The 24,197-nt window shown below is 39.3% G+C and carries 25 protein-coding genes and 2 tRNA genes; 8 read left to right on the forward strand and 19 right to left on the reverse strand.

Annotated elements, in window-relative coordinates:
- Positions 1-91: 91 nt before the first annotated feature.
- Positions 92-1,048, reverse strand: a complete 957-nt coding sequence (locus FHS59_RS13745; protein WP_184495851.1) for a calcium/sodium antiporter — start codon at positions 1,046-1,048, stop codon at positions 92-94.
- Positions 1,049-1,234: 186 nt separating this feature from the next.
- Between FHS59_RS13745 and FHS59_RS13750 the strand changes: the two genes are divergently transcribed.
- Positions 1,235-1,816, forward strand: coding sequence for a DsrE family protein (locus tag FHS59_RS13750; protein WP_184495853.1), 582 nt, complete (start codon positions 1,235-1,237; stop codon positions 1,814-1,816).
- A gap of 56 nt (positions 1,817-1,872) precedes the next feature.
- Here FHS59_RS13750 and FHS59_RS13755 read toward each other — a convergent pair whose 3' ends face one another.
- From FHS59_RS13755 to FHS59_RS13775, 5 genes are all read right to left on the reverse strand, one after another.
- On the reverse strand, positions 1,873-2,424 hold the full coding sequence (locus FHS59_RS13755) for a lipocalin family protein (RefSeq protein ID WP_184495854.1): 552 nt from the start codon (positions 2,422-2,424) through the stop codon (positions 1,873-1,875).
- A gap of 7 nt (positions 2,425-2,431) precedes the next feature.
- Positions 2,432-3,217 carry a tryptophan-rich sensory protein gene (locus tag FHS59_RS13760; RefSeq protein ID WP_184495856.1) on the reverse strand — a complete coding sequence of 262 codons (786 nt, stop codon included), beginning with the start codon at positions 3,215-3,217 and terminating at the stop codon, positions 2,432-2,434.
- Positions 3,214-4,611: a mercuric reductase gene (locus tag FHS59_RS13765; protein WP_184495857.1), complete on the reverse strand. Its 1,398-nt coding sequence runs from the start codon at positions 4,609-4,611 to the stop codon at positions 3,214-3,216. Before FHS59_RS13765 ends, FHS59_RS13760 begins: the two co-directional genes overlap by 4 nt.
- A gap of 124 nt (positions 4,612-4,735) precedes the next feature.
- Positions 4,736-5,293, reverse strand: coding sequence for a hypothetical protein (locus FHS59_RS13770; protein ID WP_184495859.1), 558 nt, complete (start codon positions 5,291-5,293; stop codon positions 4,736-4,738).
- A 130-nt stretch (positions 5,294-5,423) separates the two neighbouring features.
- The gene (locus FHS59_RS13775; RefSeq protein WP_184495861.1) at positions 5,424-8,348 is read right to left on the reverse strand and encodes a S9 family peptidase; all 2,925 of its coding nucleotides are present in this window, start codon (positions 8,346-8,348) and stop codon (positions 5,424-5,426) included.
- A 225-nt stretch (positions 8,349-8,573) separates the two neighbouring features.
- Between FHS59_RS13775 and FHS59_RS13780 the strand changes: the two genes are divergently transcribed.
- Positions 8,574-9,566, forward strand: coding sequence for a TolB family protein (locus FHS59_RS13780; protein WP_184495863.1), 993 nt, complete (start codon positions 8,574-8,576; stop codon positions 9,564-9,566).
- Positions 9,567-9,647: 81 nt separating this feature from the next.
- Here FHS59_RS13780 and FHS59_RS13785 read toward each other — a convergent pair whose 3' ends face one another.
- The gene (locus tag FHS59_RS13785; RefSeq protein ID WP_184495865.1) at positions 9,648-11,357 is read right to left on the reverse strand and encodes an amidohydrolase; all 1,710 of its coding nucleotides are present in this window, start codon (positions 11,355-11,357) and stop codon (positions 9,648-9,650) included.
- A 62-nt stretch (positions 11,358-11,419) separates the two neighbouring features.
- Positions 11,420-13,504, reverse strand: coding sequence for an FG-GAP-like repeat-containing protein (locus tag FHS59_RS13790; protein ID WP_184495867.1), 2,085 nt, complete (start codon positions 13,502-13,504; stop codon positions 11,420-11,422).
- A gap of 90 nt (positions 13,505-13,594) precedes the next feature.
- Here FHS59_RS13790 and FHS59_RS13795 point away from each other — a divergent pair, with 90 nt between their 5' ends.
- Both FHS59_RS13795 and FHS59_RS13800 read left to right on the forward strand, forming a co-directional pair.
- On the forward strand, positions 13,595-14,890 hold the full coding sequence (locus FHS59_RS13795) for a UDP-N-acetylmuramoyl-tripeptide--D-alanyl-D-alanine ligase (RefSeq protein ID WP_184495868.1): 1,296 nt from the start codon (positions 13,595-13,597) through the stop codon (positions 14,888-14,890).
- Positions 14,891-14,942: 52 nt separating this feature from the next.
- Positions 14,943-15,620, forward strand: coding sequence for a DUF2461 domain-containing protein (locus tag FHS59_RS13800; protein WP_184495870.1), 678 nt, complete (start codon positions 14,943-14,945; stop codon positions 15,618-15,620).
- On the opposite strand, the gene FHS59_RS13805 is transcribed toward FHS59_RS13800, so the two are convergent.
- The 8 genes from FHS59_RS13805 to FHS59_RS13840 form a co-directional block, all read right to left on the reverse strand.
- Positions 15,606-16,424, reverse strand: coding sequence for a Cof-type HAD-IIB family hydrolase (locus tag FHS59_RS13805; RefSeq protein WP_184495872.1), 819 nt, complete (start codon positions 16,422-16,424; stop codon positions 15,606-15,608). The genes FHS59_RS13800 and FHS59_RS13805 overlap by 15 nt on opposite strands.
- Before the next feature lie 89 nt (positions 16,425-16,513).
- The gene (locus FHS59_RS13810) at positions 16,514-16,786 is read right to left on the reverse strand and encodes a hypothetical protein (RefSeq protein WP_184495874.1); all 273 of its coding nucleotides are present in this window, start codon (positions 16,784-16,786) and stop codon (positions 16,514-16,516) included.
- A gap of 18 nt (positions 16,787-16,804) precedes the next feature.
- Positions 16,805-17,239, reverse strand: coding sequence for a hypothetical protein (locus FHS59_RS13815; protein ID WP_184495876.1), 435 nt, complete (start codon positions 17,237-17,239; stop codon positions 16,805-16,807).
- Between the two features lie 26 nt (positions 17,240-17,265).
- Positions 17,266-17,724: a hypothetical protein gene (locus tag FHS59_RS13820; RefSeq protein WP_184495878.1), complete on the reverse strand. Its 459-nt coding sequence runs from the start codon at positions 17,722-17,724 to the stop codon at positions 17,266-17,268.
- A gap of 111 nt (positions 17,725-17,835) precedes the next feature.
- A tRNA-Ala gene (locus tag FHS59_RS13825) sits at positions 17,836-17,906 on the reverse strand.
- Positions 17,907-17,962: 56 nt separating this feature from the next.
- Positions 17,963-18,036: transfer RNA gene (locus FHS59_RS13830), tRNA-Ala, on the reverse strand.
- Positions 18,037-18,083: 47 nt separating this feature from the next.
- Positions 18,084-18,704 carry a recombination mediator RecR gene (gene recR / locus FHS59_RS13835; RefSeq protein WP_184495880.1) on the reverse strand — a complete coding sequence of 207 codons (621 nt, stop codon included), beginning with the start codon at positions 18,702-18,704 and terminating at the stop codon, positions 18,084-18,086.
- A 10-nt stretch (positions 18,705-18,714) separates the two neighbouring features.
- The gene (locus FHS59_RS13840) at positions 18,715-19,008 is read right to left on the reverse strand and encodes an ATP-dependent Clp protease adaptor ClpS (RefSeq protein ID WP_246388439.1); all 294 of its coding nucleotides are present in this window, start codon (positions 19,006-19,008) and stop codon (positions 18,715-18,717) included.
- A 52-nt stretch (positions 19,009-19,060) separates the two neighbouring features.
- Here FHS59_RS13840 and FHS59_RS13845 point away from each other — a divergent pair, with 52 nt between their 5' ends.
- The gene (locus tag FHS59_RS13845) at positions 19,061-20,512 is read left to right on the forward strand and encodes a sodium:solute symporter (RefSeq protein WP_184495882.1); all 1,452 of its coding nucleotides are present in this window, start codon (positions 19,061-19,063) and stop codon (positions 20,510-20,512) included.
- Here the strand turns inward: FHS59_RS13845 and FHS59_RS13850 are convergent.
- Both FHS59_RS13850 and FHS59_RS13855 read right to left on the reverse strand, forming a co-directional pair.
- Complete coding sequence (locus FHS59_RS13850; protein ID WP_184495884.1) at positions 20,501-20,836, reverse strand: MGMT family protein; 336 nt, start codon at positions 20,834-20,836, stop codon at positions 20,501-20,503. The genes FHS59_RS13845 and FHS59_RS13850 overlap by 12 nt on opposite strands.
- A complete protein-coding gene (locus FHS59_RS13855) occupies positions 20,829-21,713 on the reverse strand; it encodes a mechanosensitive ion channel family protein (RefSeq protein ID WP_184495886.1) in 885 nt (294 codons plus the stop codon). The genes FHS59_RS13850 and FHS59_RS13855 overlap by 8 nt, the downstream gene beginning before the upstream one ends.
- Positions 21,714-21,773: 60 nt before the next feature.
- On the opposite strand from FHS59_RS13855, the gene FHS59_RS13860 reads away from it, so the two are divergent.
- From FHS59_RS13860 to FHS59_RS13870, 3 genes are all read left to right on the forward strand, one after another.
- Complete coding sequence (locus FHS59_RS13860) at positions 21,774-22,451, forward strand: SDR family NAD(P)-dependent oxidoreductase (RefSeq protein ID WP_184495888.1); 678 nt, start codon at positions 21,774-21,776, stop codon at positions 22,449-22,451.
- A 65-nt stretch (positions 22,452-22,516) separates the two neighbouring features.
- Positions 22,517-22,978 carry a nuclear transport factor 2 family protein gene (locus tag FHS59_RS13865; RefSeq protein WP_184495890.1) on the forward strand — a complete coding sequence of 154 codons (462 nt, stop codon included), beginning with the start codon at positions 22,517-22,519 and terminating at the stop codon, positions 22,976-22,978.
- Positions 22,979-23,434, forward strand: a complete 456-nt coding sequence (locus FHS59_RS13870; RefSeq protein WP_184495892.1) for a hypothetical protein — start codon at positions 22,979-22,981, stop codon at positions 23,432-23,434.
- Position 23,435: 1 nt separating this feature from the next.
- Here FHS59_RS13870 and FHS59_RS13875 read toward each other — a convergent pair whose 3' ends face one another.
- Entirely contained in the window at positions 23,436-23,855 is a 420-nt protein-coding gene (locus FHS59_RS13875; RefSeq protein ID WP_184495893.1) for an META domain-containing protein, read from the reverse strand.
- Positions 23,856-24,197: the final 342 nt, after the last annotated feature.

Genomic DNA, 24,197 nt, shown 5'->3' on the forward strand with positions numbered 1-24,197 from the left:
TTTTAAGGATGGAGATTATCTATTCATTGGAAAAACCATAAGAAGAATGGGTGCTTTTAAATTTTATTCCAAGTCAGACTTATTTTAAAAATCAAATCTCCATACTCACTAAATAACTGGTGTAAGCCAAATAAACCAGTAACAAAATGGCAGCTTCCCATCTGTCCAGGCTTTTTCGTTTTCCGGTAAACATCGCCAAGAAAAGGAAAACTGTCCCTCCCATTAAAATGTACAGGTCGGTATTAAATGAAAGCTGATAATCCAATGGTTTGATAATAGAACTTACACCAAGGATCAGAAAAATGTTGAAAATGTTGGAGCCAATGATGTTTCCAATGGCGATGTCATTGTTCTTTTTTAAAGAGGCTACCACCGATGTAGCCAATTCAGGCAGAGATGTGCCGGCCGCAATAATTGTTAGCCCGATTATTTTTTCGCTGACACCCAGATTCTGTGCAATCTCCACTGCATTGTCTACGACAAGTTTTCCTCCCAAAACCAATCCTGCTAGACCTCCAAAAATCAATAATCCGATTTTGATAGTGGAATAGGGTTTAGTTTCAATTACTTCAGTGGAAGGCTCAGATTTTAATTGGGTAAAAACGTAATATAGAAAGGCCCCGAAACACAGTAATAACCCAATTCCTTCCACCATAGAAAGATTAGGTTGGCTTCCTGCAAAGAAATTATTTACCATCAGCAAAAGAATGATTGCTCCCAGTAGTGAAAACGGGATTTCTTTCCAGACCGAACTGGACTGTACAGAAAGCGGAGTAATAATTCCAGCAATCCCTAGAATAATAAAAAGATTAAAATTGTTTGAGCCGATGACATTTCCAAAAACGATGTCCGGGTATCCTCCTGATGCGGCAACTGAATTTACTACCAGTTCTGGAGCGGAAGTACCGAAAGCCACGATGGTCAGTCCGATTGCCAAATCAGAAACCTTGTACTTTTTTGCAAGAACAGAAGCTCCGTCTACCAACCAATCTGCTCCTTTGACTAATAGAAGTAGGCCCAGAATTAACAACAGAAATTGAAGAACCATAAGACGTACGAGATGAAATTTTTGAATTAAAAATTGGTCAAAAGTAGACGGAAAAATGAACATTAAATCGAACCCAAATAGATTTATTTTTGAACATTTTTAAGCTTTTTGGAAGACTGATTTTTTCGAAGGTTGTGGTGAAAAAATAATTGACTATTTTTCTATTATGCTAAAAATCAAATTTTTATGAAAAAGATCATTGCTTCAATTTTCGCCTTGCTAATCGTAGGTAGCATAGGCTGTTTTGCTCAAGGAGAAATGCCTCCACATATTAAAGAAAATATTGCCTACCCCGTTTTGGATTTTCATCCTTGGGTAGGAGTCATGCCAATAGAAGATCCAGTAATGAAATATAATCCTGAACTGGATTATAAAATCGCCATAGATCTGTATGGAAGAGTAAAAGATTCGACTGCAATCCAATCTGCTATTTTGGAAGTGGCCCGAACTTACAATCTGAATATAGCGAATGGAGTACCTGCAGAGAAAATTCAGATTGCTGCCGTGATTCATGGGGGATTAGTCCAGGCAATTTTAAAGGAAGACGATTATCAGAAAAAATATAGTCAGTCAAATCCAAATCTTGCTGCCATCAAAGCTTTGGAAGCAGTAGGGGTGAAATTCTATGTTTGTGGGCAAAGTGTTCGATTCAATAACTTAAATGCTGAAAATTTGACTCCAATGGTAAAAATGGCAGTATCTGCTAAGACCACTTTTATCACCTTAGACCAAATGGGATATTCGTATCTCAACGTGAGTGAAGATTAGTACTTGATAACCAAAAAGTCCGGAGCTAATAAGCTCCGGACTTTTTGCATTTTTTTCTAAGCCTCACACTGAATGGTCTTTTCAAGTTTGGTTAAATCAAATCCTTTCTCCTTGACTCTCTTCAAAATTCCTTCATAAATAGTTTGATCCATTTCTGGAGTTCTTGAAAGAATCCAAAGGTATTTTCTATTGGGGTGGCCGACTACCGCATAAGAGTAATCATCCGCTAAATCAATGATCCAATATTTTCCTCTAAATGGCCAAAAGAACTGAACTTTGAGTTTGGCATTTCCTGAGCCTTCCTCTACAAAAGCTTTGGCAGTAGCCGTTTTTGTTTTTTCTTTTTCCGGAAGGTTACAGGTGTTTTCAACTTGAATTGTCCCATCTTCATTTGGGGTGTAGGTAGCTTTGGTACAAGTGCAACCTTTCTGGAATGACTGGGGGAATGAAGCAATCTCATACCATTCTCCTGAATATTTTTCCAAGTCTACATAGTCGACAGTTTCAAGGTCCTGAGCATTTGTCTGATGAGATAAAAACAGGATTCCTGCTGCAGCTAATATTGGAATAGTTAAAGCTATTTTTTCTGATCTTTTTAATGTTCTCATAATTGGTTTAGTTAAATCTAAAGGGTGCAGTTTTCCTGTTTTGGTAGCCATAGATACTGATGGCTAAGAAAAGCACTCCCGCACCGATAAGTGCTGTCCATTGTAAAGAAGGGATCTTATCCCAATGTCTGACGGCAATGGCAACCAGCGCCCAAACTCCTACACAGGCGAATTCCCGGAGATTCCTTGTCACAATCATAAATAGGTTTAATAGTACGGCCACTACAATCATCACAATCGTCCAGGTAGTTTCTGATTCCCCAGTTCCCCAACCGATTTTTGCCAAATAGGCTGAAATGTTTGCGATTGTGGCTACCGCAATCCATCCGCTGTAAAGTGCGATAGGCCACCAAAGCCAAAAGATTATTGGTCTTGGAGCATGCCATCTTTCCATATTCGTATTCAGGATTACGATGACAAGAGAAGTTAGAATGCCTAGCATGACGACTACACTCAATCCTGTATTTTCCATCAACCACATGTAGAGCCAGAGCCCATTTCCAATGTTTGCCATAATTAGGTAAGGCCCGACTTGGGATAGGAAATCTGAATCTTTTGCTGGGTTAAATGCTCTGGAAATAAAGAATATAGCTTGTGCGAATAAGGAAAGGAAAATGATCCCCCAAATAGAGAAAGCATACCCGGCAGGAGTAAACAGATTTTGATATTCCGAGCTTAGAGAACTCACGGTGTTACCATTCAGGCCTTTGGATCCTACCCAATAATTCCAAAAGATGATCAACACCAAAACGATCATATTGATCGTAGCATAAATTTTATGGGACTTTTTCATGAGTTCGCTTTTATGGGTTTTAATTGTTGAAGTAGAGTAGGGATTAATTCAGAAACTGTCGGATGAGTTTGGACTGAATTCATCAAAGTTTTATAACTTAATTTTCCATATATAGCAGTAATAAATAGTCCAATAATTTCATCTCCACCTACACCTAAAACAGCTGCACCAAGGATTTGTTCTGTCTTGGAATCCACGATCACTTCCATTTTTCCTTTGGTTTCTCCTTTCTCACGGGCACGATTGATTTGTGACATTTCCATTTCTGCATAAAGAATTTCTTTCCCAGAATTTTTTGCCTGGGACAATGTCATTCCAACCCTTCCGAGAGGAGGATCGGTGTATAGCGCATAATTGAGAATTCGATCACTGACTTTTTTGGATTTATCGCCAAATAATTGATTTTGCAGGATTTCAAAATCATGGTAAGAAGTATGGGTAAAAGCACCTTTTCCGTTGCAATCTCCCAGAGCATAAATGCCTTTTACATTGGTTTCCAAATGGTCATTTACTTCCACAAAACCTTTCTTGTCAATAGCCAAACCTGCTGATTCTGGGTTCACCAAATCCATATTGGATTGTCTTCCTGTTGCCAAAAGTAGATGAGACCCTGAAGCCTGTTTCTGTTCTCCTCCGCAATTCATCAAAACCCTGACTCCTCCGTCAGGATTGTTTTTGCCCTCAAGACAATGGGAATTGCACAAAACTTTAATTCCTTCTGATTCCAAAATTTCCCGGATTCTTTCTGAAATGGATGGATCCTCTTTCGAAATCAAACGATCGCTCATTTCAATGATGGTGACTTTGCTGCCAAGTCTTCTGAAAATCTGGGCAAACTCCAATCCGATATAACTACCGCCTACAATCAATAAATGATAAGGGATTTCTTCCAGTTCTAATAAACTTTCATTGGTCAGGAAATTCACATTTTCAAAACCTTCGGGAATGCGTGGTCTAGTACCCACGTTGATAAAAATTTTTGGAACAGTTAGGATAGCAGATCCAGCCTGAACGGTCGTTTGATCCAAGAAAAAGCCTTTCGCCTGAAAGGTGGTGATTAACTTTTCTTTTCGAAGGCTATCGACCAATCCATCATGGGATCCAGCGACGATTTTATCTTTTCTTTCTTTTACTTTTCGAAGATCTATTTTTTCCAGTTTGGGGTTTGGAATACCCAAATCTGATGCGTTTTTTAACTCCCAGGCTCTCCTTGCACTGGCCACATAAGCCTTGGTTGGGGTGCATCCCGTGTTGACGCAGGTTCCTCCGAACCTCCCTTTTTCTATCAGGGCAACTTTTAGATTTTGGCCCGCAAGAGCAAATGCAAGTGGATTTCCCGCCTGACCTGAACCAATTATTATTGCGTCAAAAGATTGTTTTTTTGCGTCTTTCATAGAAAAATAGATTCAGTGATATGAAATTATCCTTCTATAATTTACAAAGATGAGACCATGAAAAAAGGAGTCCTGCAATATTGACTCCTTCATATTGATTTTAATTGGTAGGATTTTGAGCTTTTTACGCTCTAGTCGGGATGGCATTTCTTACATTTCCATGAAACTCATTGATCGCTTTGGTATGGAAATATGGGTAAATGATTTTGTCGCGAAACCAAGACCCGCTGCGATAAAAAGTCTTATGGGAAACCTCTGTTTTTCCATCAGGCAAGGTTTTGAAAGTAATGAATTGCGAGCCTTCGGATTTTGAGTTTTCCAGGTAACAAATACGGATTAATCTTTTGTCCTTATCCACTTCCATCACTTCATGTCCTACGGTCAGTTTTATTGCTCCATTGAAGACGTGAAGGTTTAGAATAATGACCTGACCGACGCCCATTCCTCCATTATATTCCTGGCCTGGGAAAACTTCCTCACCGGTTGATCTGGAATACAGTTGATTGAAATGGATCATCTTTCCCGCCCAGGCTTTTGCCGGGTCTATCGTTACATAAGTGTTCCAAACTTCCTCAAAAGTCTGATCGTAAAGGTATTTTTCAAAATGCTCGTGATAATTAGAATCAGAAGCGGAATAGCAAATTGAGTTTAATTGAGAATAAGGGGATGGATGAGGGGGCATCTAAATTTGATTGTGCGAATTGGTTTAAATTTAATTTCCTTCAGGAATTGGAAATAAAGAAAAGGATTGCACTTGGAATGGCAAACTGATTCATAAAAAAAAAGGAGCCCGATCTGGACTCCTTTTCTAATTAAAATGCTCTCTTTTCGAGATGTTCATCTAATTCCAGTTTATTGATCCCTTTTGACAACCAATCAGGAGCTTCTTCACCTTTCAAATGATGATTGAAGAATTCCATCATTCTCACAGAGTAGTCTTTTCTGTTCTCAAGTTTTCCAAGACCGTGGTTTTCTCCTTTATATTGTACCAAAATCACTGGTTTTTTCAATCTCCTCAAAGCAGAATAATATTCAATTCCTTGGGTGAAATCCACTGCTCCGTCTTTGTCATTATGAAGCATCAAAAGTGGAGTGGTGACATTTTTCACATGATACACTGGGCTGTTTCGCTCGTAAGAATCCCAGTTTTCCCATGGTCCGCCAGTGAATCTACCTTGAGAAGCTTCGAAGATTGACATGTTTCCTCCACCTGAATTCCAGTAAATCAAATCATACATGGAAATCATATTGGTCAAAGGAGCCCCAGCTGCTGCTGCCTTAAACATATTTGTCTGAGTGATCAAGAAAGCAGTTTGATAGCCACCCCATGAGTGACCGTGAATACCGATATTGTTTTCGTCGATTACTCCGGTTTCAATCGCTGCTTTTACCCCAGGGATAACACACCAAACGGCGGACATACCCGGATCATCCATCGTGTAAACGATATCTGGAATAAATACTGCAAAGCCATTGCTGGTGTACACATTTGGATTCCATCCGGTACCGCTGTAGCCTGGATTGGACCAATTGTGTAGAGTCTGTGAAAGCTTTTCATAATAGTAAACTACTGTTGGGTATTTTTTGCCTTCAACATATCCAGCAGGAAGGAACAAGGCACCTTGTAAGGTATCGCCTTTGTCAGAAACATAATCCACCAATCTTGTACCTGCAGACCATGAATATTTAGATGCATCAGGTGCATTTTCAGTCACCTTTTTAGCGGAAGCAAGAGAAGCATCCGCTACGTAAAACTGAGTGGGCTCGTTATAAGTCTCTTTGCTGTAGAAATAAACAGGGGCTTTTTCAGCTTTCTGAAGGGAACCGATCGAAGCGTCCTCCCAAACCAGTTTTTCTGTTCCTGCTGCTAGGCCAGATTTCTTGGCAGGGTTGATTTTTGCAATCCCACTTTTTTTAGTCCACTCGCCATAGATTCTGAAATACTGTGGCTTGCTCAGGTCAATTCCCTTTTCCTCTCTGTCCAAAGAGAATCGATACTGATATCTGATTTTCTCAGACCTTCCGTCTTGCGTCAGGTTAACCGCTTTTTCTTTGCTTTCCCCTGCAGGGATTTGCCAGATATCCCAACCATCGCTGATCAAAACATATTGGCTGTCACTGCTCCAGCCAAGAGAATTTTCAAGTGGCTTTTTCACATTATGATCATCCTCTACATCCACGAAAGTAACTGGAAGACTCGCAGTTAGATTTTTTTCTTCCCCGCTGGCAATGTCATAGCTGTAATAATTGCCATCATAACCATAAATCAATTTGGTGCCGTCGGGAGAACTTCTTGGGTAAGAAGAATATCTTGGTAGGTAGAAATTGGTGAAAAGCGTTGTCTTCTCGCCGGTTTTCAAATCAACAATATAAAAATCGCGATAACTCTGACCGTCTAAGTTGCTTTGCAATTCATAAGATTGCATGTCAGAACCCAAGGCATATTTCTCTTTTGGAAGGAGACTTAAATCACGCATGGAGCTATCCTGAAGCGCAATATGCTTACCTGAAGCGATATCATACATCGCCCAAAAACTGTAATTTTTGTCCATGTTTTCCAGGACTTGCTGGCGTGACTGCAATCTGCTGTCGTTCCAATGCCAAATGGTCATGTCAGGCTTTTCTGCATCTCCTTTTTTTGGTGAAGCTTTCGCAGTGTCAAGCTTTGAAATTGCTTTTTGTAAATCTTTGATCGAATGAATGGACGTGTCAGCCATGATTTTTTTCATCGCTTCAGATTCAGCTTTTGCGACAGAATCTTTATCTACTTCTTTCTTGGCTTCTTCTTTTTTTGCTAAAACCAATGGGTGGATTCCATAAAAAAGTCGAGTTAAATCTTCAGACCACATCGGACGTCTGTTTGGGCTGATGGTATAATCCTGATCAAATCCAGTAGAATCTTTCTGAGGATCATACACTGTTACCTGAGGTGCAGAAAGGTTCTTTACTCCAATGATTTTACCTTGGTCCTGCTTGTATTTTTTATCTTCCACCATTTTCAATGCGGCAAAAGCATCTCCCTTTTCAGTCCAGCTAAGTGATTTATAGCTTGCTTTGTCATTTTCCAAAACAGTAGTGCTGTTATTGGATAAGTTCAGCAAGTAGATTCCATTTCCAGATTTGTTTGCCGCATCTACCGTGTAGGCCAGATACGTACCGGGCTTGTTAAAAGAGAATTCAAGCACATTTCCCAAAGTCAGGGCTTTTTCAGTGCTAAGGTTATAAATCAATAAGTCTGATCCTTTTCCTTCACCATTTCCATCCTTCGGAAGGTTGATGGCCAAGACGGAAGAACCGTCATTATTGAAGGAGAAAGTGCTCACTTTCTCGAAGGTCTTTTTCTCGTCAGTACCAAGTTTGATCAGGTGAAGCTTGTCATGTAGTGGCTTACCTTTTGATTTTTCGTTTTTCTTTTTCTCGTCAAACTTTGGATCTTCCTTAAAGGCTATCCATTTGGAATCCTTGCTGAAAGCGACTTGCTGGCCGGTTACTCCACCGATATTATAAGTTTTCTTACTTTCTGGATCATTTACTTTTTGGACGATGAGTTCTCCGTCTCCCTCTAGCTGAACAATGGTATAGGCCATCCACTGACCATCAGGAGAAACTTCAAACCTTCCTCCATTCATATATTTCCAGGTGGGAATATCCTTCCAAGTAATGGGTTTTAGGTCTTGGGCTTGGATACTAACTGCTAAAAAAGTAAGCATCCAAAAAAGTGATAGAAATTTTCTCATTCGATTGATTTTGTGATGAATGTTTGAAAATAGAAAAAAATCGTGAAGGGTTGACCTTATTGTTTGTAAAAGGAAAGTAGTAGCGAATGATAGACTTGGTACGTTAGGGATTTTAAGTTATTAATTATGACTTTGCTTTTATAGTTTTAGGTTTCAGTTTTTCATTACTTTAGAGATAGCGAAGTCATTCTTATTCCTTTCTTTTAAAGCTAAAACAGTATTGATATGAGAAAAAAGTATCTCTTTTGCCTTCTTATTTTGACACTATTTTCATGTAATCAAAATAGATATCCAGTAGGTCATTTCCCTGATGAGGCGGTGAATTTAGGTGTCCTTAATTCTGCAAAAGATGATATCAATTCGGATATTATCACAATTAACCATGAAGTAGAGCTGGTTTTTTCATCTAACAGAATTGGTTCTAATCCAAATCACTTCAATCTGGTTGAGGGGAAATTAGTTTTTTATTGGGATAGAAATGAAGGTTTTTTGAGTGTAAATGAAGGGAGTAATTTATTCGATTCAGAATTTAGAGATTGGGTAAGAAAAACAGAGACTTCCTTTAATGAAAAAGGGCCATATAGCTTTCAAACGCCAGAGGGAAATCGAATTTTGTTGTTTAGTCGAGATAATGATCAAGGTTTTTATTCTATCCATGTTGAACCTCAAGTTTCCAATTCTTCCGAACTGGAAGTTCAAAACTTTAGAATCATGGATGAATCATCCAATGAAATGTATCCGAGTTTTTATGGAGCTGACTATTTGAAAGGCGGGAATGTAGAAATCCAAGGAATTCCTGAAAAACTGTTGTTTAGCTCAGATAGAGATGGGGCATTTGATGTTTATGAAATGGATATTCCTACAGATCAAAGCCTGATTCCTTATTTAATCGGAGAGACAGAAAAGAATATTCAAAAAATTTCTATCAATTCTTCCTCTCATGACCACATGCCATTTGTTTATGGTGAGATGTTGGTTTTCTCTTCAGATCGAGTGGGAGGGTTTGGTGGTTTTGATTTGTATTATTCTTTTAAAACGGAACAAGGATGGACAGATCCAGAAAACTTTGGCCCCTCGATCAATTCTGAATATGATGAATATCGCCCTGTTGTTTCAGAACACTCCCAGTTTGACAATCGACTCTTGATTTTCTCCTCCAATCGCCCGGAGGGCTTAGGTGGTTTTGATCTTTACTTTGTGGGAATTCCAAAGTATTGAAAATCCTGAATTGAAGTTTAAAAAAAAACTGCTTCAAAAGGAGCAGGTTTATAGTTTAGAATTTTTAGACTTCTAGTTTTATCATTCTGGTTTCTCAAAAACAATTTTTCCTCCCATAACAGTCATCATAACTTTACTATTTAAAATCTCCGACTCAGGGATTTCCATGATGTTTTTATCAAAAACAGTGAAGTCCGCCGCTTTTCCTACTTCGATAGAGCCTTTAAAATCTTCTTCGAATTCAGCATAAGCGCCATCTAAGGTATAAGACTTCAAGGCCTCTTCTCGGGTCATTTTTTGGCTGGATTCATAGCCTCCTTCGGGAGTGCCCACCAAGGTTTGGCGACTTACCGAAGCGAAAAATGAAGGTATCGGATCTACCGGCTCTACTGGAGCATCTGTTCCGTTTGCGACTACCGCTCCGCTCTGCATTAATTTTTGCCAAACATAAGCTCCATCTACAATTCTTTTCTCTCCTAATCGATCGATTGCCCAAGGTCTGTCTGAACTCAAATGAATCGCCTGCATGGCGGCAATCACACCCATTTCTCCGAATCTCGGAATGTCTTCTGGGTCGATATGCTGTGCATGTTCAATCCTAAATCGAAGGTCTTCAGCATCCGGATATTTTGCAAATGCCGCTTCGTATTGATCTAAAACTTCTCGGTTTGCCCGATCTCCAATGGCATGCGAATTAACCTGGAATCCCGCAGGAATGGCTTTTTCAGATACTTGGCCGACCACTTCCATCGGCAGCGTTTCATGCCCGAAATGGCCCGGTCTGTCGGTATATTCTTCCAAAAGCCAAGCTCCTCTGGAGCCTAAAGCCCCATCACAGAATAATTTGATGGACCTGACAGAAAATAGATGATCCACGCTGTCAATCATGGGGCCTCTCTTGTACCAATTTTCTAGAAGTTGAGGATCGCTGCCCGCCAACATCATATAATGCCTTGAAGTCAATTTCCCTTCTTTCTTAAATTTCAACAATAAATCAATCGTCTCCTGACCACTACCTGCATCGTGAAAGCTAGTAATTCCCTTTTCTGCCAATTCCTGAAGGGCCAAAGTCAGGGCCTGTTCTGCTCTTTCCGGTGTTTCTTGTGGCACCAATCTGCCTACTAATCCAGAAGCTCTTTCGGTCAAAACACCTGTTGGATTCCCTAATTCGTCTAAAATAATTTCCCCACCTTCGACCTCTCCCGGTCTTTCTCCTTTGAGATTATTGATGCCTGCCATTTCCAATGCTTTTGTATTTGCAAAGGAAGCATGGCCAGAAGCGTGTCTTAGGAATACCGGATTGTCTGGAGAAACTTCATCCAAAAGATCATTTGTCTGAAAGCCTTTCACCATCTTTTCCGGCTTTTCGATCCATTTGTCCTGATGCCAGCCTCGGCCGGTGATCCAGTCTCCCGGCTTTGCTTTGGCCACAGCTTCAGCTACTTTTTCCACCAGTTCATCATATGTTTTCACATACATCAGATCGAGTTCCAGTTTGTTATAGCCGATTCCCATCAGGTGCGCATGGGATTCGATCAAACCAGGAGTCATGGTCATTCCTAATAAATCTACTACTTGGGTTTGATCAGAAATGAATTCGCTGATTTCATCTGAACTTCCCAAAGCTAAGATCAATCCATCTTTGACAGCGACGGCTTCCACTTTTGGATTGGAGGGATCTACTGTATAGACTATGCCGTTGGTGAAGACAATGTCTGCGGGATCGGACTTTTTAGAATTACAGCTGATGAAAAAGAAAACTGCGAGGATAAAAATGGATAGATTCTTCATGGGTGATTTTTATTTACACCATAATCTAAACCATTTAAAGTAATGCTCAAAGTTTAAGAAAATTACTGGATCCAGATTTTCCTTGAAGTAGAAAAATTTCCATTGACTTCAAACTGCAGAATGTATAAGGCCGGAGCCAAAAATCCTGCTTGAATCTCAAGCTCCCGGTTGGGCTCAATCGTGATATTCTCTAACAGGACTTGCCCTAGAGAATTGATTAATCGGGCTTTTGCAGGAAGATTTGATATGATTTTAATTGGACCGTCTGATGGGTTTGGATAAATTTTTAGCCTAAACTCATTTTCTGCTGGAGGATTCTCCGAAATGGCTTGGAGATAGATCAGCCCACCAGCTCTAGTTCCTAGAATTAAATCAGGTTTTCCTTCAAAAATAGGTCTTACAGTTGTGATCCAAGTGTTTCTTCCAAGTTTAGTAGGAAGTAATTGATCACCAATTTCCACTTGAATTTCTTCGATTGTGGAAGAATTCATAAAGTCCGAAACTTTTTTCAAAACCCCATTTTGGTCTATCGCAAATAAGTCCGGGTTGGTTTGTGGGTAAACTGCAACTGTCAAATTTCTATTTGCAGGATTATCCGAGAAACCTAAAAAATCCTCTTCTAACAAGTTTGATGTAAGGTTTCCAAAATCAATTTCATACAAATCCAAACTTCCATTTTGCTCAGCAACTAGAAAATAGTCCTGGTCTTCGTAATTGAAAAACTGTAAATAATCTCCTCGATTGGGTTGGTATCCTGAAATCTCAATCGGCATGTATTGAGTTTGGTCCTCATTTAGTTCAAAGATCTTTTGGCTCGGTACGCCATTGGAAATGGAAATTCCTGAAAAAATATCATGGTCCTTTCCGGCTTGATCATCAAAAAGAATATGCTGTACATTGATAAGATTCAGCTCATCCAGTAAGGAATTGATTACTTCAATTTGGCGGAAGGTGCCATTTTCAAGTTCAAAAATGGATTGTTTGCTCGTGACTTTTCCATTTACCAGTTGATTGGAATTCACAAAAATGGATCCCGAAGTTTTGTTCCCAATGTAAAGCGGAATGCTGTTTTCGCCCAAATCGATCATTTGATCTTGGAGATAGTTAAAGTCTGATGTTCCATTTGGCTCAAGTTTGACGATTGAGTTTTTGAAGTCAATGTCAAAATTCACTGCAGATTCATTCGTGTTGAGTCCAATAATTAATTTCTCATTAATGACATGAGCAACATGAAAGATCGGGAATTGTGGCAAGTTTCCGTATCCCGGAAGTTCATTGGAATAGGTGTCAAAAAGCGCTTCTTTTTCTGTCCCCTTATTGGGTAAATAATAAAGAATGCTGCATTCATCTCTTCCCAATACCAAATCAGAAATTCCGTCTCCATCAAAGTCTCTATAAAGGATTGAATGACCTCCTGCATGCTGGATTCTGTCATTTTCATCCGTATTGGTTCGTAAGTCTATTCCAGAACATGTGACTCCAAAAGACATTTCACCGCAATTGCAAAATTCAAAATTCCCCCAATGTGTTTCTGGAAATGCAAAGCCATCCACATCCGGATTTCCGGATCGATCAACACTGGTGTTTTCATAAAACTCCAAATAATCTCCCGATGCAAAATTGAAAATCACTAGGTCCAAATCTCCGTCTCCATCCAAATCCTGAATAAGAGGTGTGTCCAGGTTGTTTGCCTGAATATTTCCCGATCCGTCGATTCTTAAAAAGTTTTGTGCAACTGACCAGCTAAGATTACCATTTTGACTGGTGTTTCGGTAAGCTTTTATCCCCAAAGGAGTCGAGGTGAAGAGGTCTTTTTTACCGTCTTGGTCAAAATCTGCCAAAACCAGGAATCCTGCTATGTCTTCAGGGAACAAATAACTTAATTCTGGAAGGTGAGTAAATGTTTCTCCCTCTTTTTTATAAACCTGTAATTGTCTGCTGTTAATATCCCAAATCACCCATTCTTCCACCTGATCGCCATCAATGTCCATGGTTTGAATTTGAGAGGAATTGATACCGCCTGAGAAAGGAGAGGAAATAGGATTGCCTGCCACCTCGACCTTGAGGGAATTCTTTAGGGAATAGACTTCTTGAGAAAATGCGGGAAACGAAAGAAGAATTAAAAGGGGAAATAAAAATTTTCGCATAAATCTGAATAAGAAATCTAAAATTAATACGGATGTATCCCCTCAAAGATGTGAATGATTCGTTTATTTTGGGAGTAAAATGGATTCAAAATGAATATTTCTATTCTTTATAAACTTTTCAAAAATAGCACTGGAGTAAGTACGGACACCCGAAAAATCGAAAAAGGGAATGTTTTTTTCGCTTTGAAAGGACCCAATTTTAATGCAAATGAGTTTGCTCCAAAAGCCTTGGAAATGGGGGCTTCTTTGGTGGTTATTGACGATCCAGCCTATTTTATTGAAGATGATGAGCGTTATTTCCTTGCGAAAGATGCTTTGAAAATGCTTCAGGATCTGGCCAACTATCATCGAAAGCAATTGTCCATTCCAATTATCGGATTGACGGGATCCAATGGGAAAACTACCTCCAAAGAATTGCTGCATGCAGTCTTGCAAAAGAAATATAAGACTGCAGCAACTATTGGAAATTTGAACAATCATATCGGCGTGCCTTTGACTTTATTATCGATAGGAGAGGATGCAGAGATGGCGATTGTTGAGATGGGTGCAAATAAGCAAGGAGATATTCAGGAATTGTGTGAGATCGCCGAGCCTACGCATGGATTTATCACCAATATTGGAAAGGCGCATTTGGAAGGAATGGGAGGCCCTGAAGGGGTTTTGAAAACAAAAACGGAATTATTCCAACATTTAAGAGAGCATAAAGGACAAGTTTTTATCAATTCTCAGGATCCGATTTTATCCAATTTGGCGAAGCGATTTGAACACCCGATTCTTTATCCAGCCAAGGGTGATTTTTGTGAAGTGAATTTTATTGAGGCAAATCCATTTGTGAAATTTTCTGTCGATGGAGGAGAAGAGGTGTTCCTTAGTTCCTTAATTGGAGCTTATAATTTTGGAAACATCGCGACAGCTTTGACTATCGGGAAGTTTTTTGAAGTGCCAATGGAAGAGGCTATTGAGGCTGTAATTTCTTATAAGCCATCTAACATGCGGTCGCAGTTGATTGAGAAGCGAAGTAATTTAATTATCCTCGATGCATACAATGCCAACCCATCCAGTATGGAAGTCGCAATCCGGACTTTCGGAAATATGACTGGCAAGAAACATAAAATGATCATTTTGGGCGATATGTTTGAGTTGGGGGACCATGCAGAATCAGAGCATGCCAAACTCGGAGAAATCGTCAGCGAATACGATATTGATAAAGTATGCTTTACTGGAAAGCTGATTGTTTCTGCTTTATCCAAAGCGCCAAAAGCATTGTATTTTCCAGATCCATTTTCCTTTAGAAATTGGCTTCAAGACAGCCAGTTAGAAGATTATTTGATTTTAATTAAAGGCAGCAGAGGGATGAAATTGGAGGGATTGGTTGATTTTATATAAACCAATCCATTAGGAAATCTGTTAACCCATCGAAAATTAAAACTTTGAATTTATGCGTCCGTACCTAGATTTTTTATCCCAATTAGCAGAGAACAATAACAAAGAGTGGATGGATTCCAATAAGAAATGGTATCTCTCCTGCAAGGAAGAGTTTTTGGAGGATGTTGCTGTGATTTTGAAAGGTTTGGCTGAAAGAGAGCCTGTCTTTGAAGCGTTTAAACCGAAAGACTGTGTGTTTAGACAAAACAGGGATGTTCGTTTTTCTGCTAATAAAGATCCATATAAAACCAACTTTGCCGCTTATTTCTCACCGAAAGGCAAAAAGTCAGAAGGCCCAGGATATTATCTTCACGTGCAGCCCGGCCAATCTTTTATTGGTGGAGGGATTTGGATGCCGATGGGGGAAACGCTGAAAAAGATTCGTAAGGAGATCGATTATTCAGGGGCTGAGCTGATGAAAATCGAAAATGAACCAACTTTCAAATCTACGTTTGGGGAGATTCAGGGAGAGAAATTGAAAACCAGTCCGCGAGATTATGATGCGGAACACGAGTTTATTGAATACCTCAAGTTGAAAAGCTTTACGGTCACCACACCTTTAAAAGACCAAGCAATTAATTCCGGTCAGTTTATCGGAATTGCATTGGATACCTTTAATACGATGCGTCCTTTTCAGGATTTCTTAAGCAAAGCGGTGGAGGAAGTAGAGGATGGTTCAGGAATATTGTAAAAAGAGCTTTTCTAGCGTGGCAGCTACCCCATCTTCTTTATTTCCTAAAGTAATTTCTTTTGCAACGGCCTTCACTTCTGGCCGGGCATTTCCTACCGCTACACCCATGCCAACAGCTTGTAGCAATTCTATGTCATTGTAATTGTCACCAAAAGCGATAACCGATTCCATTCCGAAATCGAAGGAATGTTCCAGGATTTTCTTTAAACCAGTTGCTTTAGAAATAGATTTTGGAGCGATTTCCAAGTAGTTGTCATTGGATCGGTAGAGATGAAGATCATTCCCATGCTCGAAATGAAGTTCTCCGAAAAGCCACGATATTTCCTGAGAATCTCCCATGCACATCACTTTGTGAGCTCCTGAATTATCTTTTCCCCAAAGGCTCATTACTTCTTGGCTTGGAAGCCAAATACAGTCTGTCTTTGTATTTCTGATTTCTCTCTGGGACCAGTAATCATCCTTTTCCTCATACCAGTTTTCGCCTTGATAGAGGCTGACATGGATTTCGGATTTTTTGGTCAGTTCGATGATTTTTTTGACGAGTTCCAAAGGAATCGATACTGAATCTAAAACTTCTCCGGAAGCACTGAGTACATAGCCACCATTATAGCTTACAAGAGGTTGATCTGGTTTTCCCAAGTCACGCACAAGATGCCTCATGGCGTTTGGCATTCTTGAGCTTGCAAGAATCACCGGGAAATCAGGTTGAAATTTAGCTATGATGGATTTAAGGCGAGGTGATAAATCTCGGTCTGAGTTGAGAAGCGTCCCATCAACATCAGAGCAAAATGCTTTTATATTCATGTAGGTAATTTCGATTTTTATTGGTCACAAGGAATCTCCTAAGCAGAAAAGGCGAACAAAGAATTCTCTTTTTAACTAGAGGGATTTTATCAATCGAATTCTGACCAATCTATTTCATCGGCAAAGTTGGCGAAAACACCAAAACCAATGATCGCGATGAAAATCATAACAGAGGCGAAAATAATAAGTTTCACAATCAATTCCGCTTTTGCCCATTTCGCCTTGTCTGGATCCGTATTGCTGTCCACAGCCCAAACAATCAACATGATGAAACCAATTAACGGAAGTCTTTTGATGATGACTGATATAATCCAGTCGCCTAATGTCATTGGCGGTTTTTTAAACTCAGGTGGCATTTCCATAATATCTTATAGGTTAGGTTAAAAGTCTCTCGTGTCAAAAGTATATTCCTGCATCGCTACGTTTTCCGGATTGTTAGGGTCCGTTTGAATAAACTGTACCGTGATCTGTCGATAATTTTCCGAATTTTCGAAATCCCTCAAATAAATTTCCGCGCAGTTTCTGGCCAGAATTTCAGGTTGATTACCCAATTTGACGGGGTCTCCATTTTCCAATTTAAGAAAGATTGTGGATTCTGTGTGATCATCTACTGTTGAGCTATTAAGTGCTACGCTCATTCCTCTAAAATCTCCCAAAGCCCGAATTTCTTCAGAAGGCATAAAACCTTCGCCCATCATACTTTCCATACCCTTCATAGCAAATTTTGCAATGTTTTCGGGATTGCAGGAGCAGGAGGAAAAGAATACTACTGATAAAAAAATCAGGAAATAACGATTTAAGAACTTATGCTTCATTGGAAAAGATTTGAAGCAAGATACAATTACTCCTCAGTCTTTTCAACTTCTAAAATCACTGTGTAGTCTTTTTCAGAATAGGATTTCGTAGTGTTTGGATATGGGGTCACGTCCATGAGTTTAAATAAATACCCTTTAAATTCCACTTCCGAAGGAATGCCATTAAATGGAGGGTAGCTACTTAAAGTGAATTTCTCTTCAGTCCCGTTTACTGCAAGAATGACTTCCAGTTCAACTAATCCCTGCCAGATGCATTGTACATTTTCAGGGCATCTGGAATCTCCTATTAGCTTTGAAAAAGTGATGGAAACAGGCTCACTGCAAAAATTGATGGTACTTTTAAAATCGACTTCAACGGGAGTCTCAAGTTGATAATCAGTACAAGGCGATTCACCCTGACAAGCCGTATTAAAAAGGAAAAGCAATGGAATAAAAATCCGAATAATGCACCATTGATTTAAGAGGGTATGACGTTTTGTCTTCATAATTGTAAAGACGTTAATAATCAGAAAAATGCAACTGAAACTTTTCCTTCAAAAGCTTAAGATTAAATTTCTAACACAAAAAAAGCCTCACATTTCTGTGAAGCTTTGAAGTGGAGAATACCGGATTCGAACCGGTGGCCTTCCCGAATGCTATCGGGACGCTCTAGTCATCTGAGCTAATTTGTTTTTGGGAAAGTATAGAAACAAAAAAGCCTCACATTTCCGTGAAGCTTTAAAGTGGAGAATACCGGATTCGAACCGGTGGCCTCTACACTGCCAGTGTAGCGCTCTAGCCAACTGAGCTAATCCCCCAAAAGGTTTGCAAATATAGAAAGGTCGTTTTACTGTGCAAACATTAATTATTCCGTAGAGTAATTAATTCGAGTCATGATACTTCTTCCTAAGGTTACCTCGTCAGTATATTCCAATTCACCTCCCACAGGTATTCCACGGGCAATTGTACTTACTTTGACGTTATTTTCTTTTAGTCTTTTCGCTAGATAAAATGAAGTGGTATCACCTTCCATCGTACCGCTAAGTGCCAAAATCACTTCTTGAACAGGTTCGTCTTCGGATGATTTTTTAACTCTCTCCAGAAGGGATTCAATAGTAAGTTCTTCGGGTCCGATCCCCTGGATAGGAGAAATCACACCTCCTAAAACATGGTAAGTACCTTGAAATTGATTTGTGTTTTCGATCGCCAAAACGTCCCGAATATCCTCTACTACACAGATCACGGTTTTGTCCCGACGCATGCTAGCACAAATGGTACATTGGTCAGAGTCGGAGATATTGTGGCAAGTTTTACAATATTGAATTTCTTGCCTCATTTTAGACAATGCCAATGTCAAAGCCTCTGTATGAACCTCATTTTGCTTGAGCAAATGCAAGGCTAGTCTCAAGGCTGTTTTTTTTCCGATTCCAGGAAGCCTGGAAATTTCGGTTACGGCATCTTCAATAAGTTTGGAAGGGATATTCACTCAGATTCGATTATACGATTGCGGCTTGGATTCCGGCATCTAATATAGCTTCACACATTGGTTTGAGCTCATCGATACTTCCTTTTTTTACAGCACATTTTCCTTTGAAATGGATGATCAATGTGCATTGCTCTGCTTGCTCAGGACTGTGCTTGCATACTTTCACCAAAATATTGGCCACATGGTCGAACGTATTGACATCGTCATTATAGACAATCAGATCTGAGGAATCTAAATCCACCACTTCCTCCAGCAATACTTCGGTCTCTTCCTGAAATTGATAAGTCATGTTCAATCGATTCATTTTGCAAAATTAATAATATTGGACAAATTAGCGGCTAATCTCCAACTCATTTATGAATCCACAGGTAGTTCTGATCGTTATTTCCTGCTATTTTTTACTTCTATTTTTGATTTCTTGGTTTACTTCCCGAAAAGTTACTGCCGATACATTTTTTACAGGAGATAGACAGTCCCCATGGTTTCTTGTCGCTTTTGGAATGATCGGAGCATCCCTATCGGGTGTTACTTTCATCTCTGTTCCCGGGGAAGTTGGGAATTCTAACTTCTTTTATTTTCAGGTAGTCTTAGGCTACACTTTGGGGTATTTTACTATAGCAAAGGTGCTATTGCCTCTTTACTATCGGTTAAATCTTGTTTCGATCTACTCTTATTTGGAAGACCGATTTGGTTTTTGGTCCTATAAAACCGGTGCTTTCTTCTTTATCCTATCTAGAACTGTAGGCTCTTCTCTTCGGGTTTTCTTGGTGGCTTCAGTTCTTCAATTAATACTTTTTGACTCTTTGGGGATCCCATTTTGGGTTTCTGTGTTGATCACTGTAGGGCTTATTTGGTTATACACCTTTCGTGGAGGTATCAAGACAGTGGTTTGGACGGATACGCTTCAGACATTCTTTATGCTTGCTGCAGTGATGGTCAGCATTATATTGATTGGAAGGGAATTGGAGCTTTCCAGTGTTACTGAATATTTCAGGGTGGTTTCGGAAGATTCGAGATCCACGATTTTTAACTGGAATTGGAAAGATGGCACCAATTTCTTTAAGCAATTTGTATCAGGTGCGTTTATCACAATTGTGATGACTGGGCTTGATCAGGACATGATGCAAAAAAACCTGACTTGTAAAAATATCGGGGAGGCACAAAAAAATATGTTCTGGTTTACCATTAGCTTGGTGATAGTAAACTTGCTTTTTTTAGGTCTAGGGGTGATGCTGTATTTGTTTGCAGAAACCAAAGGAATACCTCTTCCTGCCAGAACGGATGAACTATTTCCATTATTGGCGACCCAGTATTTCACACCATTTGCAGGCATTGTTTTCGTTTTGGGGATTACTGCTGCGGCCTATTCCAGTGCTGATTCAACTTTGACAGCTTTGACTACTTCATTTTGTATTGACTTCTTACAAATCGACAAAAAATATCCAGCCGAGAAACGAGTTGGGGTAAGGCAAAGAGTTCATATTGCCTTTACTTTTTTGATGTTTATCGTGATTCTGATTTTTCATTTGGTCAATGATCAAAGTGTCATCAACACAGTATTTGTCATCGCTGGCTACACATATGGACCCTTGTTGGGTTTATATTCCTTTGGGTTATTTACCAAAATGAGAGTAAAAGATCGCTGGGTTCCATATCTGGCAGTTGCAGCTCCTGTGATCACTTACATTATCAGCAGTAATTCTGAAGAATGGCTTTGGGGGTATAAATTCGGTTTTGAAGCCTTAATTCTTAATGGATTGTTGATGTTTATCGGACTTTGGTTGGTACGCGAAAAATCAAATGGATAATTCTATTTCTGGATTCCAAAAGACCTGATCAAAGTTCTGAACCTGGTCTTTTTCTACTTTCACACCTTCTTTTGCCAAAGCCTCCTGCATTGCTGTTGGAGTAGAAAAATGATGTCTTCCAGTCAATAATCCTTGTCTATTTACGACTCGATGTGCGGGGACATCCGGTAAAGTATGTGCGGCATTCATAGCATAGCCGACCATCCTAGCTCCACTTTTTAGACCTAAATAGTGGGCGATGGCTCCATAGGAAGTGACTCTTCCTTCAGGGATTTCCTTAACTACTTGGTAGACAAGATCAAAATAATTCGGTTTTTCAGTCATGATGTGAAAGGTTGATGATCGCCTGATTGATGGTTTTCCTGATTTTAGTTTCTGTTTCTTTTTCTCCGGTTTTGATAGGGAATTGAAAGCGGATCAAACTAACGCCGGATTTTCTTTCTAAAACATTGAGTTGGGCTCCTTTGATATAAACCAGATCAGAGAAGTCTTTTAGCTTTTGGGAAAGCTTGGTTTCGATCTCAGATATTTGCATCCCTGTCATATTGTCGATCTCAAAATCAAAAATCATCTGATGAGAATTATTCCTGCTGAAATTGACTATTTCGGAGGCCAAAACCATAGAGTTTGGAACTATGATCGTTTCACCAGTTTCATTTTTCAATACCAAGTTTATCAGTGTAATATCTCGGATGAAACCGGTGTTTTTGCCAATCTGAATTTTGTCTCCGATTTCCAATTGATCCGAAAACATGATGATCAGCCCATTGGCAATGTTTGTGATATAGTCTTTTGTCAACACTGCAATTGCCGCAGCGACAATGGTGATACTGGTCAAAAATTCTAAAGGACGAATTCCAAATGCAAGCATCAAAGATATCAGTAAGACGATCACATTGAGGATCCAAGAAATCCGATCAATTCCAATGACAAAATTGGGTTGCACTTTTTCATCCTTTGTTTTTTTAAGGTAAAAGCGTAAAGCCGCAAAGCGTCCCAGAGAAATAATCAGGTTGCTACTCAATAGAAATATCAAAGCCCTTCCAATATTTTTGAGAATGGGATAGTTACTAAAAACAGGGCTTAGAAAATTTTCGCTTTCGTATATAAACTCCAGACAGATAAGTAAAAAGAGTTTGAAAATGAAGTTTCTGCGCCTTACATTTTCTTTTGTCTGGATGCTGGTTTTTAAATGATTCATGTCTAATTCTAAAAATTAAGGGTAATTTTAGGAATATTCAGACAGAATTTTTCAAAAAGTATGAGCAGAAACATAATTATTACAGGAGCAAGCGGAAATTTAGGGACTTCAGTTGTTGAGAAATTTAAAAGAGAAGGTTATCATATTATCGTTTTGACTCAACCAGGAAAAGAAGAATATATTGAGGATGCCGATGATAGTTATGAAGTGGACGTCACTGATGAGGAGCAAGTAACTGCTTTTGTGAAGGAGTTTCAATTGCAATACGGTGAATTAGATGCATTGGCATTATTGGTTGGCGGTTTTGGAATGGGAGGATTTGAGTCAACAAGCCAAGCAGATCTTCAGAAAATGTTCCATCTGAATTTCTTCAGTGCTTACCATTTGGTTAGAGGTTTTTTGCCGATCATGAAAAAACAACAAAAAGGGACATTCCTGTTCGTAGGTGCTAAACCGGCTTTGGAGCTTGAAGCAGGAAAAGACATGTTGGCCTATGCCCTCAGCAAAAGACTGATCATTACTTTGACAGAGATCCTTGGCGAGGAAATTAAAGATTCCCCGATACGTTCCCATGTATTTGTGCCAAGTATCATTGATACTCCGATCAATCGTGAGGCTATGCCTGATTCTGATTATTCGAAATGGGTTAGACCTCAGGAAATTGCAGAAGCAATGCATTATGCTGTAAATACCCCTGCTTTGAGAAATATGACCTTCAAACTTTATGGAGAGGTATAATTGAAATTGGTAAGTCGAAAACCAATCAGTTCTTGCTCCAACTAGTTTGATAACAAGTATAATCTATGAAAACGAAATTGTTTTTTTGCTTAATGCTAGCCGCATTAGTAGGTTTTTCTGCGAATGCCCAAACCGAAGAAGAGGCTGTGAAAACAGTCATAAACTCCCTATTTGACGGGATGAGAGCAAAAAATGCTGATCAAATTTCTGATGCATTTTCAACGGATGCAATCATGCAGACGATTCAGAATAAACCTGAAGGGACAGTTATCGCTAGTAATTCTGTAGCGGACTTTGCAAAAAGTATTGGGTCTGTTCCTGCCGAAACGTATTTGGATGAGCGTTTGACTGATTTTGTTATTCAAGTGGATGCAAATATGGCCACCGCATGGACTCCTTATCAATTTTACGTGAATGAGAAATTCAGCCATTGTGGTGTCAATTCATTTCAATTGGTGAAAATGAACGGTGCCTGGAAAATCGTCTATATAATCGATACCAGAAGAAAAGACGCTTGTGTTGAATAGATGAATGAATTTAAATCTCAGATTTTTCAGGCAGCTTTTGAGCTTCTAGAACAGCGGAAAGTCCTTCTTGCATCTGAATTGAAATCTCTTGAGCAAAGTATTCATGAGGATACGAAAAGTTCAGCAGGAGATAAATATGAGACTGGTAGGGAAATGATCCGGCAAGAGATCGGAAAGGTCGAAAATCAGTTTAAACAAAATCAATCTTTTTTGATGGAGATGAATCATCTTCAGGATTCTTGTAAACCTTTTGCAAAGGTGTCAGAAGGTAGTTTGCTGCGTTGGGGAGATGATTGGTTGTTTATTTCATCCAGCATAGGTCAGCTGACTGTAGCTGGGAAAAAGGTTTTTCTTCTCAGCAAAAACTCACCTTTGGGACAAGCATTGATCGGGAAAGAGAAATCGGAAGTAGTGGCTTTTCGAGGGCAGAGTAAACCTATTAATGAGTTGGTTTAGCTTACTGATTTTTGGGGACAAAGCTCATCAATTCTCCAGCCTCTCCAGACAAAGTAATTTTTTCAGAATCCCCTTTAAAGGATTTTACTTGCTGAATTGCCTCTAGAAATTGATTCTCACCTTCGGCTAGACAGGCCCTTTGGGTTACCGCTCCTGGATCGAGTTTTAAATCTTTTCCTTCCAGGCTGTATATCCCTGAGAAATTGTTACAACCTCCAAATCCACTCAATTTTCCAGCTTCTTCAAAATTTAAAAAAGGTAAACCGGAAGGAAACAATTCTGCTAAAGTGCTATTCCCTTTGAGACTTTCTAGTTCCCATTGGTTATTGGTGAGCATGCCTACAGCGGTTTTTTGTATCGGTTTACAGTTGACCAGCATTAAGACCATAAAAAGTATGGGGATTATCCGAAAAGCTTTCATAATCGATTGGATTTGTTCTAAAGGATAATTTATAAATTTTTTAGACCAAATTCTCTTTTGGTTTTTAAAGGAATGTCAAAAATTACAAGTTGTTTTTGGAAAAAAGACCTGATTTTTTGTCTAATTATTAAAGAATGTCTGACTTTTTTGAAAAACTACAAAGGATTGTTTGGCATATCAAAATTTTGGTCTTAAGATTGTCGTGTCAATTCTTCGGATATGGTATTTGCAGCACATATTTCAGTTACAGAAAACCTCTACACTTTACGTGGAACAGTTGCACGTACATCTTTTTTTATGTCCACCGGAATGTTCACCACCATTACGGGGTGATCCCGTTCA

Origin of the sequence: Algoriphagus iocasae, from assembly GCF_014206875.1 — a bacterium.
GTDB classification, from domain to species: Bacteria; Bacteroidota; Bacteroidia; order Cytophagales; family Cyclobacteriaceae; genus Algoriphagus; species Algoriphagus iocasae.

Bases quoted from the DNA above. Each gene is read 5' to 3' on its own strand.
- FHS59_RS13745 (WP_184495851.1), bottom strand. From the start codon at position 1,048: ATGGTTCTTCAATTTCTGTTGTTAATTCTGGGCCTACTTCTATTAGTC.
- FHS59_RS13750 (WP_184495853.1), top strand. From the start codon at position 1,235: ATGAAAAAGATCATTGCTTCAATTTTCGCCTTGCTAATCGTAGGTAGC.
- FHS59_RS13755 (WP_184495854.1), bottom strand. From the start codon at position 2,424: ATGAGAACATTAAAAAGATCAGAAAAAATAGCTTTAACTATTCCAATA.
- FHS59_RS13760 (WP_184495856.1), bottom strand. From the start codon at position 3,217: ATGAAAAAGTCCCATAAAATTTATGCTACGATCAATATGATCGTTTTG.
- FHS59_RS13765 (WP_184495857.1), bottom strand. From the start codon at position 4,611: ATGAAAGACGCAAAAAAACAATCTTTTGACGCAATAATAATTGGTTCA.
- FHS59_RS13770 (WP_184495859.1), bottom strand. From the start codon at position 5,293: ATGCCCCCTCATCCATCCCCTTATTCTCAATTAAACTCAATTTGCTAT.
- FHS59_RS13775 (WP_184495861.1), bottom strand. From the start codon at position 8,348: ATGAGAAAATTTCTATCACTTTTTTGGATGCTTACTTTTTTAGCAGTT.
- FHS59_RS13780 (WP_184495863.1), top strand. From the start codon at position 8,574: ATGAGAAAAAAGTATCTCTTTTGCCTTCTTATTTTGACACTATTTTCA.
- FHS59_RS13785 (WP_184495865.1), bottom strand. From the start codon at position 11,357: ATGAAGAATCTATCCATTTTTATCCTCGCAGTTTTCTTTTTCATCAGC.
- FHS59_RS13790 (WP_184495867.1), bottom strand. From the start codon at position 13,504: ATGCGAAAATTTTTATTTCCCCTTTTAATTCTTCTTTCGTTTCCCGCA.
- FHS59_RS13795 (WP_184495868.1), top strand. From the start codon at position 13,595: ATGAATATTTCTATTCTTTATAAACTTTTCAAAAATAGCACTGGAGTA.
- FHS59_RS13800 (WP_184495870.1), top strand. From the start codon at position 14,943: ATGCGTCCGTACCTAGATTTTTTATCCCAATTAGCAGAGAACAATAAC.
- FHS59_RS13805 (WP_184495872.1), bottom strand. From the start codon at position 16,424: ATGAATATAAAAGCATTTTGCTCTGATGTTGATGGGACGCTTCTCAAC.
- FHS59_RS13810 (WP_184495874.1), bottom strand. From the start codon at position 16,786: ATGGAAATGCCACCTGAGTTTAAAAAACCGCCAATGACATTAGGCGAC.
- FHS59_RS13815 (WP_184495876.1), bottom strand. From the start codon at position 17,239: ATGAAGCATAAGTTCTTAAATCGTTATTTCCTGATTTTTTTATCAGTA.
- FHS59_RS13820 (WP_184495878.1), bottom strand. From the start codon at position 17,724: ATGAAGACAAAACGTCATACCCTCTTAAATCAATGGTGCATTATTCGG.
- FHS59_RS13840 (WP_246388439.1), bottom strand. From the start codon at position 19,008: ATGAATCGATTGAACATGACTTATCAATTTCAGGAAGAGACCGAAGTA.
- FHS59_RS13845 (WP_184495882.1), top strand. From the start codon at position 19,061: ATGAATCCACAGGTAGTTCTGATCGTTATTTCCTGCTATTTTTTACTT.
- FHS59_RS13850 (WP_184495884.1), bottom strand. From the start codon at position 20,836: ATGACTGAAAAACCGAATTATTTTGATCTTGTCTACCAAGTAGTTAAG.
- FHS59_RS13855 (WP_184495886.1), bottom strand. From the start codon at position 21,713: ATGAATCATTTAAAAACCAGCATCCAGACAAAAGAAAATGTAAGGCGC.
- FHS59_RS13860 (WP_184495888.1), top strand. From the start codon at position 21,774: ATGAGCAGAAACATAATTATTACAGGAGCAAGCGGAAATTTAGGGACT.
- FHS59_RS13865 (WP_184495890.1), top strand. From the start codon at position 22,517: ATGAAAACGAAATTGTTTTTTTGCTTAATGCTAGCCGCATTAGTAGGT.
- FHS59_RS13870 (WP_184495892.1), top strand. From the start codon at position 22,979: ATGAATGAATTTAAATCTCAGATTTTTCAGGCAGCTTTTGAGCTTCTA.
- FHS59_RS13875 (WP_184495893.1), bottom strand. From the start codon at position 23,855: ATGAAAGCTTTTCGGATAATCCCCATACTTTTTATGGTCTTAATGCTG.